Raw genomic sequence first — 16914 nt, forward strand, 5'->3', positions numbered from 1 at the left:
CGTAGTCTTCGAATATAATTATCAGAAAATTAACAAAGTCAGCAATGTTGCTTTTTGTGTTTAAATAAAAAGGGATCAGGAAGGTTGAGTTGTATTGTTTTAGATTACAAAACTCATTTCTAGAGATTAAATTTACCCATTGGTCGTAAAAAAACATTTAACACATAGAAACATAGGTTTTATATGTGTAAAAGGATATAAAAAGAAACTTGTTTCTAACACATAGCTCTCTATGTTTGCTTTAAATAAGTGAAACGCCTTTTTTGAGAGTACTAAGTCTATGTTTCTATGTGTTAAAATTAATTATAATCAACGGGTTAAGATTCTTTAATGAAAAAAAATCCCAAATTCCATTTATGTCAGGAATTTGGGATTTTGTATTAAGATATTAAAGTATTAATCTCTTCTTGGTCTTCTTGGTCTTGGTGAATCACCGAAACTTTCAGAACGTCTTGGAGCTCTGTCAGAACCACCTTCGTTTCTTGGAGCAGAACTTCTAAAACCACCTTCTCTTTTTGGAGCAGATGAATTTCTGTCGCTTCTGAAACCACCTTCTCTTGGAGCAGAGTTTCTGTCGCTTCTAAATCCGCCGCCGCCAGAACCTTCACGTCTTGGGCCGAAACCTCCAGAACCTTCTCTTCTTGGTCCGCCAGAACTACGTCCGCCGCCACGGTTATTGTGGTCACGTCTTCCTCCGCCGTCATTTTTAGAAATTTCAACATTAATACGACGTCCTTCTAACTGAACGTTGTTTAAAATATCCATTACTTTATCAGTATGCTCAGGATCAGTATTAAAGAAAGAGAAACCTTCTTTTACATCCACTTTGAAAACGTCATCACGACCTAAGTCTAATGTTTCTTTCAAGTAATCTTTAAGAGACATCCAGTCGAAATTATCTCTAGAACCGATATTTACAAAATAACGAACTGCTCCGTTGTTATTGAATTCTCTTGGCTCAGAATCGTTTCTTTCACGTCTTTCTCCAGAAGATTGAGTAGAGATATCTCTATTCTTTTTGTAGTAAGCAATGAAACGGTTAAATTCTACCGAAACCATTTTCTTAATCAATTCTTCTTTAGATAAACCTTCAAGAACATTGTTAATAGCTGGTAAATAGTTGTCAATTTCGTGATCAACCTCAGTATCTTTAATTTTATTAGCTAAGTGTAATAATTGAATTTCACAGATTTCGATTCCAGAAGGAATAGTTTTTTCTTCGAATTTTTGTTTGATGATTCTCTCGATAGAAGAAATTTTACGCAACTCACTTTTTGTAACAATTACAATAGAAGTTCCTAATTTTCCAGCTCTACCAGTACGACCAGAACGGTGGTTGTACGTTTCGATTTCATCAGGTAATTGGTAGTTTACAACGTGCGTTACGTTATCAACGTCAATACCACGTGCAGCAACGTCAGTAGCAACAAGCATCTGAATTTGTCTTCCACGGAAAGATTTCATTACACCATCACGTTGTGCCTGAGATAAATCTCCATGCAACGCAGCAGCGCTATATCCATCTTCAATTAATTTTTCAGCTACAGCTTGTGTGTCTCTTTTAGTACGACAGAAAACTACAGAGAAAATATCTGGATTTGCATCGGCTAAACGTTTTAAAGCTTCGTAACGGTCACGAGCATTTACTAAGTAAAATTCGTGAGAAACTGTTGCAGAACCAGAGTTCTTAGTTCCAACAGTAATTTCAACCGGTTCGCTCATGAATTGTTTTGCAATTCTGGCAACCTCTTGCGGCATAGTTGCAGAGAACAACCATGTACTTTTTTGATCTGGAGTATCTGATAAAATAGATACGATGTCTTCATAGAATCCCATGTTTAACATCTCATCAGCTTCATCAAGAATACAGTAATCTATATTTTTAATGTTTACTAAACCTCTGTTAATCATGTCTTGCATTCTCCCCGGAGTAGCCACAATAATTTGTGCGCCTCTTTTAATCTCTCTGGCTTGCTCTGTAATACTAGCCCCGCCGTAAACTGCTACCACATTAATACCTTTTTCGTATTTTGAGTAGTTTTTAAGTTCGTTGGTAATCTGTAAACAAAGTTCTCGTGTTGGCGATAAAACTAATGCTTGTGTGTTTCTATTGTCAGCATCAATTTTTTGAATTAGCGGAAAACCGAAAGCTGCCGTTTTCCCTGTCCCTGTCTGAGCCAACGCAACCATATCTGTGTCTTTTTCCAATAATAGGGGAATCGCCTTTTCCTGTACCTCTGACGGATTTTCAAATCCTAGATCTAAAATCGCCTTCAGTAACGATTCATTCAATCCTAATTGTTCAAATTTATTCATATGTGTTTTTAAAATAGGGTGCAAAATTACTGTTAATTATTCAGATAAACTAATGCTATTTTAAGATTTATAGATTTGTTATGATTTGATTATCAAAAAGTTATGTTTGGGGTAAAATCATTTTTCAAAGAAATCAAAAAAAATACGTCGTGAAATATCAATTTAGCCCAATAAAATGTTGTATTTCAAACAATTATTTTCTTGTGTTCAGGAAATCAATAAGTTGCTCAGTTGCCTTGGCGCGATGGCTGATTTTATTTTTAATTTCTGAAGATAATTCAGCAAAAGTCTCCTTATAATTTTCCGGTTGAAAAATTGGATCATATCCAAAACCATGATTTCCGGCTTTAGCCAAAGTAATATTTCCTTTTGCTAAACCCGTAAAAAGATGCTGCTTTCCTTCTAAATTTAAAGCAATAACGGTCTTAAACTGCGCACTGCGGTTTTCTTCATTTTTTAAAGCCTCCAAAAGTTTGTTCATATTATCATCGGCATTTTTTTGTTCACCCGCATATCGGGCAGAATAAACGCCTGGTTCACCGTTTAAAGCTTTTACTTCCAGACCTGTATCATCAGCAAAACAATCATAGCCATATTTTTCTGTAACATAATTAGCTTTTAAAATGGCGTTGCCTTCAATAGTATCAGCAGTTTCAGGAATTTCTTCGTGACAGCCAATATCTTCCAAGCTTAATAGCTGAATAGATCCGTTTAGAATACTTTGAATTTCCTTGATTTTGTTTAAATTATTAGAAGCGAAAACCAGTTTCATATTTTGTATATTTAGAAGTAAGACTATTTTAATTACAAATTTAGAATTCTTATATTTGATAGTTACCAAAAAATAAAAATAAATGCAATTATCTGTACTGTATAAAAAAATAATGCCCTTTGTAAAACCGTACAAAAAAATGGTAATTGCCACTTTACTGCTTACATTTTTAGGTTCTTTTGCAGCACAGGTAAATGCTGTAATATTAAAATATACCGTCGATGCTATCAATAATTTAATGGTGGCGCACGAACCTTTATCAAAAGGATTTCATTTATTAGAGATAATAAGTATCGTGCTGCTTACTAAAGAATTAGTAAACTCAATTGTACAATTCGGGCAAAAATTTTATGGAGAAAAACTCCGAATTTTTATAACCCGCGATATTTCGCAGACCATCGTAGAAAAAATTCTAAGTTACAGAATGGAGTTTTATACTTCTGATGAAAATGAAAGCGGAAAACTCCAAACCAGAATCGATCTCGGTATAAGCAGTTTAACACGATTAGTTCAAAATTTCTTTATTGATATTCTGCCATTGTTTGCCAACGCTTTTGTGGCTTTGGTCATTATGTTTTATGCTAATGTTTATGTGGGTTTGGTAAGTTTATGTATTATCCCGATTTACTTTTATATCAGCCAATTGCAAGCCACAAAACTGAGCGGTTTCAGACGAAGAATGCGTAATTATCGCGAAACCAAAAACAACGGAATCATTAGTTTAATTGAATCCATAACCGTTATTAAATCTTTCGTTCGCGAATCGACTGAAGCAGATCGTCATGAAAAGATTCAATATGAAATGACCGAAAATCAGCTGGCAACCAGAAAAACCAGTTTTATTTTTGAAAGCATAAAAAGCTTCGTTGAACAAATAGGAGTGGTGATTATCATCATTTTGACCGCTTATTTTGTTTTGAATAATCAAATGACAATTGGTGCGATCATGTTTCATATTATGTTGTTTAATAATGTTTCGTCGCCAATTAGACAATTGCACCGAATTTATGATGAAGTAAATGATGCCTTAATTTATTCCGAAGGATTTTTTGATATTTTAGAATCAGATCAGGAAATAGAAACCAGCGGAACTTATATTCCGGAAAAAATTACCGGATTGATTGAAGTAAAAAATGTAGATTTTGTTTATCCAAACGGAACTCAGGCACTTTACGATATTAATTTTACGGTTAAACCGAATGAAACAACAGCTCTAGTTGGATTAAGTGGAGCCGGAAAAAGCACGATTATTAATTTACTGGATAAATTTTATCTGCCTTCATCCGGACAAATATTTTTGGATGGAATTGATTTAGTGGATTATGATACCGATTTTCTGCGTAAAAATATTGGATTAGTTCTTCAGAAAAATCACATTTTTAAAGGTACAATTGGAGAAAATATTTTATACGGAAATCCCGAAGCTTCAGAATCTGAAATTATTGAAGCTGCAAAGCAAGCCTACATTCATGAACAAATTATACAATTGCCAAAAGGCTATGATTCTGATGCGCATTTGCTTTCCGGCGGACAACAGCAGCGAATTGCTATTGCCAGACTTTTTCTGAAAAACCCGCCTATAATTTTTCTGGATGAACCTACAGCGAGTTTAGACGCAATTGCAACAGAACAAATTAAAAAGTCTTTAGACGCGATTAAAAAAGACAGAACTGTGATTATTATATCGCACAGTATTTCTCAAATTATTGATGCTTCAAATATTATTGTTTTAGAAAAAGGAAGATGCGTCGAAAAAGGAACACACGACGAATTGTACGATAATAAAGGAGCATATTACCAAATATTTATGGCAATGGCAAACAGTTTAAATATTGAAAAAATCACGCAGACTTTTGATTAATACGATTCAGAGTTATTTTTTCGATAAGAAAAACAAAAGCGATTCCAAAAGTATAAGCTAAAATATCTGACCAAAGAAAACCTTGTCCTAAAACATATCTTCCAAAAAGTGTTTTTCGAAGTTCAATAATCCATTCTGCCTGATAAAGCTGTAAAAACTCAATGCAGTAACATAGTAAAAGAGAAAATAAAGCGACTATAAAAGCTCTTTTAGCCGGAAGAAATATTCTAACCAAAAAATAAATCATAACCGCATAAAGAGCATCGCCAATCCATAAAGGAATAAAGTGGATTTTTCTTGAAAGGATTCCGAGAATAATAGTGCAGAGAAATAAAATGAAATATTGTATTCTGGATTTTTTCAAAGTTTTAATAGGCTTGGTTGGGAGCAAATATAGGTCAAATCTTAAAAAGCTGGATTTAATGGCACGCAGATGACGCAGATTTAAACAGATTTATTCTCGCTGTTTTGTCATTCCGACAGAGGAGGAATCGCATAAGTAACTCCGCAACAGCAAGTAGCCAATCTTTGTCGATTCTCTAGTGCGATTCCTCGTTCCTCGGAATGACAAACTTCATGTTTACGGTATATTATACATCGCAAGTCAATCAATAAAAACAAAATAAATCTGTTTAAATCTGCGTCATCTGCGTGCCATTACGTCCAGCTTGGTGCGATTGCTTCCTTCCTCGCAATGACAAAAAAGTACATTTTTAGGCATCGAAAAATACAAAGACTAAAATAAGTTTACTTTATTTCATAAATTTATCAGTTCTAAAAACTATCTATTTAAAAATAACCACATGAATGCAAAATTTTTCGCTCTGATTACCGCTTTATTACTTGTTGGAAATCAGGGTTATTCTCAAAAAGACAATTCGTTTAACGTTAAAAAACAATTGGAGTATTGTGCAGAGCAGGCTTCAAAAACATTAAAAGTGATTCCGGATGACGGGACTTCACCAAGAACGGTTCCGAATGGAAGCAAAGACTGGAAATTTGTAAATTGCAAAGACTGGACAAGCGGATTCTGGCCTGGAGAATTGTGGTTTTTATACGAAGCAACAAAAGATAAAAAATGGGAAAAAGAAGCGGATAAATTTAGCCGCTTTTTAACGCCTTTGTCGGTTAGTAAAGCTGCTGACCATGATTTAGGTTTTCAGATTTTTAATAGTTTCGGAAACGGATACAGATTGACTAAAAACGCAGCATATAAAGAAATCATTCTAAAAACAGCCGATACTCTGGCAACACTTTTTAATCCAAAAGTAGGAACAATTCAATCTTGGCCTCACAATAAAATGGGCGGACACAATACCATTATCGATAATATGATGAATTTAGAATTGTTGTTTTGGGCTTCTAAAAACGGCGGAAATAAAAAGCTGTACGACATTGCAGTAAAACATGCCGAAACAACAATGGCAAATCATTTCAGACCAGATAATACTTCTTATCACGTTATTATTTATGATTATGAAACCGGCAAGAAAATAAAAGGTAGAACGGCTCAGGGATATAGTGACGACAGTATGTGGGCACGCGGACAAGCGTGGGCGATTTACGGTTTTACAATGACTTACAGAGAAACAAAAGATCCTAAATTCCTTGATTTTGCTCATAAACTAGCTCGTGTTTATCTGGATAAATTAACAACAGAAGATTTAGTTCCGTATTGGGATTTTAATGCGCCAGATATTCCAAATGCTCCCAGAGATGCTTCTGCGGCAGCAATTGTTTCTTCGGCACTTTTAGAGTTGAGTTCTTATACGAAAGATAAAACGCTGAAAAACGAATATTTGACAAAATCTAAAAAAATGATTGTGTCGCTTTCAGATAATTACCAAAGCCACGATGTTAATTCAGCATTTTTATTGCACTCAACAGGTCATAAACCTGCCGGAAGCGAAATTGACTGCTCTATAAATTACGCAGATTATTACTATCTTGAAGCACTTTTAAGACTTCAAAAACTGAAATAAAAATTTTAAATTATGATTAGGAAAGTAAGCCAGATTTTATGTGTCGTTATGATGGTTTTGACGCTTATAAGCTGTAAAAACGCAAAACAAAAACTTCAGGAATATGTAACAACTTATAATAGTACAGCTGCCAATTTTAAGGCTGAAGATGTTACACTTACAACGGCAAGAGGATATATTAATGATGATAAAATCGAATTGCGGTTTGAAACTAATTTAGAGCAAAATGCAGCTAATAAAGCAAAAGCAGAATCATCGTTTCCAAAACTGTTGAAAGAAATGATCAATAAAGATCAAATTCCTAAAGAACTGGTTGAAGAAGGTATTCAGTTTGATGCTTATTTTTTAGCCGATGATAATACGGTTTTTGTAAAACAAATAATCAACAAAGAATCTTTGGCTGAATTACTAAAATAATATTCAGATTATAACATTTATCAAATCCTCTTTAAACAATTTTAAAGAGGATTTTTTTTTAGTTATTAAGTTAATTCTTTTCATTCTTTCGTTACTGTAATCTATTTGTAGTTAAATAGTTACATTTTAAACTTTTGTGACTTCATTTTGTTTTTGTGTTATAATTTCATTATGTTTGAGTTAAAAATAAACCAAAAACCTAAAAAATTATGAAAAAAATTACCCAAATCGCATTTGCTTTTGCTATTGCATTATTGCTGGTAAGTTGTAAAAATACCAAGCAAAAAATACAGGAACATGTAAGTACCTACAACAACTCATCTTCCATAAAAGGTAACGGGATTACCAGTACTTCTGCGAAAGCGTTTTTAAATGATAATAAAATTGAAATTAGAATTGAAACCAACTTAGAAGGTGATGAAGCCAATAAGCAGGCTGCAGCCGATTCATTTCCGGATTTGCTAAAAGAAATGATTAAGAATGATCAAATTTCTACAGAGTTAATAGGCGAAGGTGTAAAGTTTGATGTTTACTTTTTGGCCTATAATAATATTATTTTAGCTAAAAGAACAGTTGATAAAGAAGAATTAGCAGTTTTAGAAGGAACTGCAGAAGGAAATAAAGAAACAGCCAAACTTTAAGTTAAAATTAAAGTATTGAAAATAGCCTCTTTGTAAATCAGGGAGGCTATTTTCTTTTCGTTAAGAATGATAATTCTTATTGCATTAATTCTAACATTAAGTTATGTTTGTGTAAAAGTCTACCTAATAAAACCTATAAAACTATGATCAAAAAAATTACCCAAATCTCATGCACGATTGCTATTGCTTTGTTTTTAGTAAGCTGTAAAAATACCAAGCAAAAAATTCAGGAATACGTTAATACGTTTAATAATTCAAGTGCACTTTTTCATAATGATATTATCAGCAGTGCAAGTGCAAAAGCATTTTTAAATGAAAATAAAGTCGAAATAAGAATTGATACTAATTTAGAACAAAACGAATCCAGTAAATCTATTTACAACCAAATGTTTCCAGCCTTGCTTGGTGAAATGCTGAAAAGTGATAGAGCTTCAATGGAACTAATTAGAGAAGGAGTAACGTTTGAAATGTTCTTTTTGGCCAATAACAGTACCATACTTGCTGAATTAAAAGTAGATGAAAAGGAGTTAAATAAAATTTTAAGCAAAAATAACACTCCTGCTGTAGACAGAAAAGAACTTTCAAGTTCTGGTATGAATCCAGAAATGCAGCAAATGCTGGCCATTATGAACCAAAATATGCCAATTGTTAATGAAGACGGAACAAAAATCATAAAAATTGAAATTAGCGATAAAAATGAACTGGTTTATAAAATTGAAGTGCCAAAAAAATATTCTGAATTGCTTAAAGGAGAAGGAGCAAAGGTTTTAATGAAAGAAAGTATTTTAAGAAGCAGTGATTTAAAAACTATTCTGGGGTCTATACAACGTTATAACATTACAACAATTAAATATCTGTATCAGGATGCTAAAGGAAATCTGGTAAACGATATTATTTTGACTGAAAAAGACCTGAAATAATCATGGATGACAGATCAACCTGGCGAACCGTATTAAGTATATTATCGGTTATAATTTTGGGCGGAAGATTGTTGTATACTTGTTCCAACATGAATAAACCCCGTTATGAAAATGATCCTGTAATGGAAAGTTTTCGAAATTCTCAGGAAGCCATGAAAGAGAATTTTAGACAGCATCAGGAAATGCAAAGGAAAATGTCAAATGCTATATTATATTCTAATTATGAAACTTTAGACAGTTTGTCGGCTTTGCAAAAAGATAATTACGGTATTCAAAAACTCGAAAAAGATTCACTAATATACATTGCATTAGATACTCAGATAAAAATACCAAAGGATTTTTATCTTCAAAACAAACACGATGATTCGTTGAGAATGGCATTTAAATCGCCGGATAATCTAAATGTTTTTATTCACGATTTTGAATCTAAAGCAGAAATAGAACCAAGTTTTAAAACCTTAAAAAACAGCGATAATCTGCAAAAGTTTAAAGTAGAAAACACTATTGGAGACGTTAAGGCAATATCATACAAAATAACCAAAGAAAATAAAAGATATAATGGTTATGCTTTATGTTTTAAAAATGACGGATACCTTAATTTCTACGAATTCGAAAGCAGTAAACTTCCTCTTGATAAATTAAAAGGACGCGCTATTGAATTCTTTTCTCAAAATATGAAAGAAAAGAAATAAACTTCTTAAAATTAAAAAGCCTCTTTGAAAACTCAAAGAGGCTTTTTGTTTTAATTACGTTTGGTAACGTTTGTCAAATTATCAGGGAAATACAATTCTGATAGATTTGTAAATTCATCACCACGCATAAAGATATTAATATCTACATCTGCAAAAGATGTTTTTCCGGCAGCAGCCAAAAGTTCGTTTGCAGAATGAAGTGTGTTTTTATGAAAATGATAAACACGATCTGATTTATCGGTTACAACCAAACCTTTCATCAGCATTTTATTTTGAGTCGCAACTCCCGTTGGACATTCGTTATTATGACAGCGTAATGCCTGAATACAGCCTAAAGAGAACATAAAACCACGCGCGCTGTTACACATATCTGCGCCTAAAGCAACGGCGTGCAGGATTGAATATCCTGAAATAATTTTTCCACTTCCTATAATGCGTATTTTGTCGCGAATATTTAAACCAATTAATGTTTTGTTTACGAAAATAAGAGCCGGTTCAAAAGGCATTCCAACACCATCTGCAAATTCTAACGGAGCAGCTCCGGTTCCACCTTCGGCACCATCAACAGTAATGAAATCCGGGTAAATATCTTCGGCGATCATTTCGTGGCATATTGCTTCAAATTCAGCCGTGTTTCCTATACATAATTTAAAACCAATAGGTTTTCCATTTGATAAATCACGTAATTGTTTCACAAAATGCAAAAGTCCTTTAGAATCAGAGAAAGCATGATGTCCGGGAGGAGAAAGAATCATTGTGTGCGGTTCAACACCTCTAATCTTAGCAATTTGCTCTGTATTTTTTGCCGCCGGAAGCACACCGCCATGTCCTGGTTTTGCGCCTTGCGAAAGTTTAATTTCAATCATTTTAACGTTTGGAAGATTGGCTTTTTCCGAGAATTTTTCAGGACTGAAATTTCCTTCGGCATCGCGGCATCCAAAATATCCGGTTCCTATCTGCCACGTAATATCTCCGCCGCCGGCAAGATGAAATTCAGTTAAACCACCTTCACCTGTATTTTGGTAAAAGTTTCCTTTTTTAGCACCAATATTTATGGCACGCACCGCATTTTCGCTCAGCGAACCAAAACTCATTGCAGAAACATTAAATAATGAAGCTAAATAAGGTTGTTTACAGTCTTTTCCGCCCACTAAAACACGCGGTAATTCTTCATTTACTTTTGCCGGAAAGATAGAATGCTTTATACCTTCATAAGTTTCCGTATTTAAATTTTGCTGAGTTCCAAAAGGCGTACTCGAATCAATATTTTTGGCTCTTTGATAAACAAGTGAGCGCTGGTTTCGTGAAAAAGGTTTTCCATCTGTAGATCTTTCGATGAAATACTGCTGAATTTCCGGGGCAATCATTTCAAATAAATACCTGAAATAACCCAAAACCGGAAAGTTCCTTAAAATAGCATGCTTTTTTTGAGAAGCATTATAAGCTCCAATAATCAATAAAATTGGGATAATAAAAACAAGTAGATAACCTCGACCTGTATAATGATAAATTGCAAGAACAATTAGAAACAATAAGAATCCGTAAATAAAGAATTTTTTTCTCATGTTTAAATAATAATAGTAATAAGGTAATAATTTAATTAGTTGTACCGTAATCGAACATAGACGTGTTTAATGCCTTTTTTATCCGATTCTCTTTCGTCGATTTCCAGAATATCCGTTAATGATTTCAGCATTGGCGTAAGCTTAGAATAACCATAATTCCTTGGGTCAAATTCTGGTTTTTTCTTTACAATCAAATTGCCCACATCGCCAAGAAATGCCCAGCCGTCATCATCTTCAATATCTTCAATTGTAGCTTCAATAAGTTCAATGGTTTGTTTGTCAACTTTGTGAAGTGCTTTCTCAGCAGGTTTTTCTACAGGTTTTTTGGTATCTGCTGCGGTTGCTTTTGGTTTTTTCTTTTGAATGGCACCGTCCAGAACCTCAATATAAATAAACCTGTCGCAGGCAACGATAAAAGAACTTGGGGTTTTCTTTTCACCAATGCCAATTACTTTCATCCCAGATTCACGAAGTCGAATCGCCAGACGGGTAAAATCGCTGTCGCTGGAAACAATGCAAAAACCATCTAATTTTCCCGAATAAAGCAAATCCATTGCATCGATAATCAATGCCGAATCTGAAGAATTTTTCCCAACCGTATAACTATATTGCTGAATGGGAGTAATGGCATGCTCTAATAAAACTGCTTTCCATCCGTTTGCATTTGGCTTGGTCCAGTCTGCATAAATACGTTTTGTTGTAGGTGTTCCAAACTTTGCAATTTCTTCCATCATCCCTTTTACATTGCTGTAGGGCACATTATCGGCGTCAATAAGAACAGCTAACTTTAATTCTTTTGAGTTGCTTACAGGCATTTTTTAGATATTAGAAATTAAGTACAATCAAAGTTAAAATTAAAATTCGTTTTTAGGTGAATTTGTTGGTGAATAAGTGTTTTTGACCGTGTTAATTATTTTGGTTATAAATAAGGTTTCTGTTATAAAAATTAATTAAGGATAAATTTGTCTTTTATAGAGGATTTAAATATATTTGTAAGAAATTAATCAATCAGTATATGTTTTCAAAAGCATGTGAGTACGGAATCAGGGCTTCTATTTTTATAGCAACCAAATCTTCAGAAGGAGTTAGGGTTGGAATAAAAGATGTTGCCAAAGAAATTGATTCGCCGGAACCTTTTACAGCCAAAATTATGCAGATTTTAACCAAAGCCGGAATCATCTATTCAGCAAAAGGAGTAGGAGGAGGTTTTGAGGTTTCGAAAGAAGCATTAAAATCAATAAAATTAATTCAAATTGTGGATGCGATTGACGGCAATACGATTTATAAAGGCTGCGGAATTGGCCTGAAAGAATGTTCAGAAATTCATCCTTGCCCTGTGCACAATCAATTTAAAAAAATACGCGAGCTGCTTTTGGCAATGCTTACTAATACTACTTTAGAAGAGCTGGCACTTGGCGTAAATGCTGGAGATTATTATTTAAAAATTTTCAATAAAACCGAATAAATATTATAATTTAAATTTACAGTAATGAATAAAAAAGTCACAATTTCGATGGTAATGCTAATGGGATTTTTAGCACTAACTTCTTGCGGAAAGAAAGAAGCAGCTCCTGCTGACGAATCGACAGAAATAAATGAAACAACATCAGATGAAGGTGTAAAGCCTGAAGCAGGCGTTGAAAATGTTTTGGTTATTGAAGGAAATGACCAAATGCAGTTTAATAAAACCGAACTAAAAGCAGTTGCCGGAAAACCGATCAAACTTACTTTAAAACACGTTGGTAAAATTCCAAAAGAAGCAATGGGGCATAACTTGGTAATCCTTCAGCAAGGAACAGATGAAAGTGCTTTTGCTGCAAAAGCGATCGAAGCAAAAGCTACAGATTATATTCCGGTTTCTGAAAAAGCTTCAATCGTTGCCCACACAAAATTATTGGGCGGGGGTGAAGAAGATACTATCGAATTTACAATTGATAAAAAAGGAACATATAACTTTTTATGTACTTTTCCTGGTCACGTGGCTATGATGAAAGGTGTATTAATTGTAGAATAAATCATAAAACTCTAAGTCTGATTTTGGTTTGGAGTTTTTTTAAATATCAATAAAGGATAATTTTGTCTTTTATTAAAAATAGAAATATATTAATATTAATTTTTACGAAAAATGGAAAATTTAAAAAACAAAACAATCGGGTCATTTGTGGCTCAGGATTATAGAACTGCGGCTGTATTTTCTAAATATAAAATAGATTTTTGCTGTAAAGGAAACAGAACCGTTTCTGAAGTTTGTGAAAAGGAAGAAATTAATTCTGATGCGCTGCTTCAAAGTATTTATGATGTTTTGCAGTCTGAAAATAGCAACGGCATCGATTTTAATTCCTGGCCTTTAGATTTATTAGTTGATTATATAGAAAAAACGCATCACCGTTATGTGGAAGATAAAACACAAGTTTTGCTGAGTTTTCTAGATAAATTATGCAGTGTTCATGGTTCAAATCATCCTGAATTATTTAAAATAAATGAATTGTTTATTGGATGTGCAGGAGAGTTGGCGCAGCACATGAAAAAGGAAGAACTGGTTTTATTTCCTTTTGTAAAAAGAATGGTAAAAACGAAAGAGGCTAACGGAGTTTTATCGCAGCCTTCTTTCGGAACGGTTTCAAATCCAATCGCCATGATGATGCACGAACATGAAAATGAAGGCGATCGTTTTAGAGAAATTGCTGAGTTGACTAATAATTATACGCCTCCGGCTGATGCATGTACAACTTATAAAGTGACTTATGCAATGCTTAATGAGTTTGAAGAAGATTTACATAAACACATTCATTTAGAGAATAATATTTTGTTTCCAAAAGCAGTTGCGCTGGAAGAGGAATTTGCTTAACTATAATTTTAACTAGAGAAAAACACTGATAAATTCCAGTTATGGAGTATTATCGGTGTTTTTTATTAGAGTGAATTTAAAAAAATTAAACACATAGAAACATAGATTATTGTAAACTTAAAAAAGGCGTTTCACTTGCATTAACAAACATAGCTATGTGTAAAAATCTAGATTTTTAAAAATATCTTTTTACATTCTTTTAAAATCTATGTTTCTGTGTGTTTTAAAAAAAAGCATATTATGAATTTTCAAAAAACCTGGATAATCTGTTGTTTCTTTAATTTTTTAATAGCCTGCACATTTGGGTTATTAATGCGGTTTATGTTTCTTTTTCCTTTAAATTTTATAAACTACAGTTTTATACTTCATGTGCATTCTCATGTTGCTATGCTGGGCTGGGTTTACATGATTATTTATGTCTTGGTAATTCATTTTTTTATTCCGAAAGAAAAAAGCCGGAAACCTGTATATAACAGATTGTTTTGGTTAACAGAACTTTCTGTAACAGGAATGATGCTTGCTTTTCCTTTTCAGGGTTATGGGCTCTTTTCTATTGCATTTTCGACAATGCACATTTTGCTGAGTTATCTTTTCTGCCGATTAATTTGGAAAGATCTTCCAAAACAAAAAACGTCTTCACAAAGACTTTTAAGTGTTTCTGTTTTATTTATGGTTTTTTCTACTTTAGGAGTTTGGTGTTTGGGTCCGGCAGTAAGTACATTAGGAAAACAAAGCGCCTTTTATCAAATTGCGATTCAATTTTTTCTGCATTTTCAGTTTAACGGTTGGTTTTTATTGGCGGTTTTAGCTTTGTTTTTAAAACAATTTCATCATAAAATTGATGAAACCGACTTTAGAAAATTCTATATTATTTTGATTGTTTCAACAATTTTAACGGTTTCATTTCCCATACGCTGGTTTGTTGAGAGCAATGTTTTAAGGTGGATAAATACCTTTGGAGTTGTATTGCAGCTAACAGCTTTTATTTATTTCTATAAAATGCTCAGGCCTCAAATAAGCGATTTTAAAGCTAATTTAAATAAAGAGGCTAAAAAGTTTTACGGTTTAGCATTATGCTCTTTATTCTTAAAAATAGGAATTCAATTGTTGATTATTTTCCCAAATATTGCAACAATTTCACACAAAGTCAGGAATTTTGTAATTGGATTTATTCATTTAAGCAGTTTAGGAATTATTACTGGATTTGTGTTTGGAATATTACTTCAGAATAAAATGCTTTCAAGTGATTCTTTATCTTTAAAAATGGGAGTGAAATGTTTTATTTTTGGATATGTTGGGACAGAAGTTTTATTGTTTTTACAAGGAGGATTTTTCCTTTTCAATAAAGGAACAATTCTAGGTTATTATCAAAATATATTTGGTTTTAGTTTATTGCTTGTTTTAGGATTAATATTGATTACGGCATCTGCTATAAACAAAAAACAAGAGTCGATCCATTCCTAAAATCTTCCCTTGTTTTTTCACTAATCAACCTATTCAAAATTTTAAATCTTCTCTGCTTCTTTATTTATAGTTTCAATTGTTTTTTCATTGTTTACACCTAAACCTTCCTGCTGAAAAACTAATTCTCCTTCGGTATTAAAAACGCTTATAATATTAGAATGCGAAAAATCTACAGGAGATATTTGTTTATAATTGACAGCCAAAACTGCTGCAAATTCGCGTGTGTTTTCTTCAGATGAACGAAGAAAAAGCCACGTTTCCTGATTCATTTTATTAGCAATTGCAAAAGTTTTTAATCTTTCGGGCGTATCGGTTTTAGGATCAATACTTACTAAAATAAGTTTTACATTCTTTTTGGTGTTTTTATTGAGTTTTGCTTCAATATCGCGCATGTCTGCAACTAATCTGGGGCAGGCGGCTTTACAACTTGTGTAAATCATTACCATAACCAGCACATTTCCTCTCAGGCTTTTTAATTCAATATCGTTTCCGTTTTGAGTTGTCCATTTTGAAGGAAGATTATAGATGGATAAATCAGTTATTTCCTTTTTTGTTACTGCAGTATCCTTTTTATTTTCTTTACAGCTCTGCAAAGAAACCAGCAGAATAAAAACCGCAATTATTGTTTTTTTCATTGAAATTAATTTAAAGATTAACTTTTGGTTTTGTTGAACTGGCGCATCTAAAACCAAGATTTCGGGTTGAATATTGCGCTTTAAGACTTCCTCTGAAAGCGTAACGCATAAATGCCGCATAATCCATTAAATCGGATGCGTTTACAGAAGCGCTTCCACAGAATAAATTCTTGTCGCTGCTTTTATCCTTTCTCGATTCTCCGGATAAAAAAATGCTGTTAAAGTCAGAAGTCCATTCCCAAACCAAACCATGCATATCGTAAACTCCCCAATAATTTCTAAACGTTTTTCCTACTTCATTTTCATACGTTTTCGACTTTTCGTACCAGGATAAAATGTAATTATTGAATTCTTTTTTGGTTCTGGCATCCACTGTTTTTGCATCGGCCATTGCTGCATATTCCCATTCATCCATTGTAGGTAGACGTTTTCCCTGACATTCGCAGTATTTTTTTGCTGCAAACCAGGAAACAGCAGTTATGGGCGAATTTGGTTTTGAACTGCCAAAATCAAAATCATTTTCCCAATACGACAAATAGGTTTTATCGGCAAAAATTCCCTTAATTTTCGATTTACTGTACGTTGGATTTTTTTTGATGAAACTCAAAAATTCAGCATTGGTAACAGGATAAATGTCTAAATAAAAAGAGTTTACAAATACAGGTTTTTTAGATGAGGCTCCGTAAAGAGGAACAAAACGTCCCTCTTTTATCAGAGCCATTCCAATTTCCTGCGCTATTGTTACGCCTGTAAACATCAGGAAAAAGGTAAGAATGAAAATAAATTTTTTCATGCTTTGTT

At 33.2% G+C, this 16914-nt stretch carries 17 protein-coding genes; 10 read left to right on the forward strand and 7 right to left on the reverse strand.

From position 1 onward, the window contains the following. Nucleotides 1-396 precede the first annotated feature (396 nt). Together APR43_RS04450 and APR43_RS04455 are read right to left on the reverse strand one after the other, a co-directional pair. The gene (locus tag APR43_RS04450) at nucleotides 397-2316 is read right to left on the reverse strand and encodes a DEAD/DEAH box helicase (RefSeq protein ID WP_053473735.1); all 1920 of its coding nucleotides are present in this window, start codon (nucleotides 2314-2316) and stop codon (nucleotides 397-399) included. Between the two features lie 193 nt (nucleotides 2317-2509). Further along, entirely contained in the window at nucleotides 2510-3088 is a 579-nt protein-coding gene (locus APR43_RS04455; protein WP_053473734.1) for a non-canonical purine NTP diphosphatase, read from the reverse strand. 82 nt (nucleotides 3089-3170) lie between these two features. On the opposite strand from APR43_RS04455, the gene APR43_RS04460 reads away from it, so the two are divergent. Further along, the gene (locus APR43_RS04460; protein ID WP_053473733.1) at nucleotides 3171-4949 is read left to right on the forward strand and encodes an ABC transporter ATP-binding protein; all 1779 of its coding nucleotides are present in this window, start codon (nucleotides 3171-3173) and stop codon (nucleotides 4947-4949) included. Here the strand turns inward: APR43_RS04460 and APR43_RS04465 are convergent. Continuing rightward, a complete protein-coding gene (locus APR43_RS04465; RefSeq protein ID WP_053473732.1) occupies nucleotides 4930-5313 on the reverse strand; it encodes a DUF2809 domain-containing protein in 384 nt (127 codons plus the stop codon). The two genes, APR43_RS04460 and APR43_RS04465, sit on opposite strands and share 20 nt — an antisense overlap. A 439-nt stretch (nucleotides 5314-5752) precedes the next feature. Here APR43_RS04465 and APR43_RS04470 point away from each other — a divergent pair, with 439 nt between their 5' ends. The 5 genes from APR43_RS04470 (at nucleotide 5753) to APR43_RS04490 (ending at nucleotide 9601) form a co-directional block, all read left to right on the forward strand. After that, nucleotides 5753-6931 carry a glycoside hydrolase family 88 protein gene (locus APR43_RS04470; protein ID WP_053473731.1) on the forward strand — a complete coding sequence of 393 codons (1179 nt, stop codon included), beginning with the start codon at nucleotides 5753-5755 and terminating at the stop codon, nucleotides 6929-6931. Between the two features lie 12 nt (nucleotides 6932-6943). After that, nucleotides 6944-7348: a hypothetical protein gene (locus APR43_RS04475; RefSeq protein WP_053473730.1), complete on the forward strand. Its 405-nt coding sequence runs from the start codon at nucleotides 6944-6946 to the stop codon at nucleotides 7346-7348. 209 nt (nucleotides 7349-7557) lie between these two features. Further along, complete coding sequence (locus APR43_RS04480) at nucleotides 7558-7989, forward strand: hypothetical protein (protein ID WP_053473729.1); 432 nt, start codon at nucleotides 7558-7560, stop codon at nucleotides 7987-7989. 143 nt (nucleotides 7990-8132) lie between these two features. Then, nucleotides 8133-8909 (forward strand): hypothetical protein, encoded by a 777-nt coding sequence (locus APR43_RS24610; RefSeq protein WP_180861388.1) that lies wholly within the window; start codon nucleotides 8133-8135, stop codon nucleotides 8907-8909. A gap of 2 nt (nucleotides 8910-8911) precedes the next feature. After that, nucleotides 8912-9601 (forward strand): hypothetical protein, encoded by a 690-nt coding sequence (locus APR43_RS04490; protein WP_053473728.1) that lies wholly within the window; start codon nucleotides 8912-8914, stop codon nucleotides 9599-9601. Nucleotides 9602-9651: 50 nt separating this feature from the next. On the opposite strand, the gene APR43_RS04495 is transcribed toward APR43_RS04490, so the two are convergent. Together APR43_RS04495 and APR43_RS04500 are read right to left on the reverse strand one after the other, a co-directional pair. Further along, a complete protein-coding gene (locus tag APR43_RS04495) occupies nucleotides 9652-11166 on the reverse strand; it encodes an FMN-binding glutamate synthase family protein (RefSeq protein WP_053473727.1) in 1515 nt (504 codons plus the stop codon). A gap of 35 nt (nucleotides 11167-11201) precedes the next feature. After that, entirely contained in the window at nucleotides 11202-11981 is a 780-nt protein-coding gene (locus APR43_RS04500) for an NYN domain-containing protein (RefSeq protein ID WP_053473726.1), read from the reverse strand. A gap of 200 nt (nucleotides 11982-12181) precedes the next feature. On the opposite strand from APR43_RS04500, the gene APR43_RS04505 reads away from it, so the two are divergent. The 4 genes from APR43_RS04505 (at nucleotide 12182) to APR43_RS04520 (ending at nucleotide 15478) form a co-directional block, all read left to right on the forward strand. Then, complete coding sequence (locus APR43_RS04505) at nucleotides 12182-12631, forward strand: RrF2 family transcriptional regulator (protein ID WP_053473725.1); 450 nt, start codon at nucleotides 12182-12184, stop codon at nucleotides 12629-12631. A gap of 24 nt (nucleotides 12632-12655) precedes the next feature. After that, entirely contained in the window at nucleotides 12656-13180 is a 525-nt protein-coding gene (azu, locus tag APR43_RS04510; protein ID WP_053473724.1) for an azurin, read from the forward strand. A 111-nt stretch (nucleotides 13181-13291) separates the two neighbouring features. Continuing rightward, the gene (ric, locus tag APR43_RS04515) at nucleotides 13292-14014 is read left to right on the forward strand and encodes an iron-sulfur cluster repair di-iron protein (RefSeq protein ID WP_053473723.1); all 723 of its coding nucleotides are present in this window, start codon (nucleotides 13292-13294) and stop codon (nucleotides 14012-14014) included. Between the two features lie 240 nt (nucleotides 14015-14254). Continuing rightward, nucleotides 14255-15478, forward strand: coding sequence for a hypothetical protein (locus APR43_RS04520; protein ID WP_053473722.1), 1224 nt, complete (start codon nucleotides 14255-14257; stop codon nucleotides 15476-15478). 41 nt (nucleotides 15479-15519) lie between these two features. Here the strand turns inward: APR43_RS04520 and APR43_RS04525 are convergent, their stop codons facing one another. Further along, complete coding sequence (locus APR43_RS04525) at nucleotides 15520-16113, reverse strand: SCO family protein (protein ID WP_053473721.1); 594 nt, start codon at nucleotides 16111-16113, stop codon at nucleotides 15520-15522. Between the two features lie 10 nt (nucleotides 16114-16123). Next, nucleotides 16124-16906 (reverse strand): formylglycine-generating enzyme family protein, encoded by a 783-nt coding sequence (locus APR43_RS04530; RefSeq protein WP_053473720.1) that lies wholly within the window; start codon nucleotides 16904-16906, stop codon nucleotides 16124-16126. Nucleotides 16907-16914: the final 8 nt, after the last annotated feature.

It is taken from the genome of Flavobacterium sp. NLM (assembly GCF_002210235.1).
Lineage (GTDB): Bacteria > Bacteroidota > Bacteroidia > Flavobacteriales > Flavobacteriaceae > Flavobacterium > Flavobacterium panici.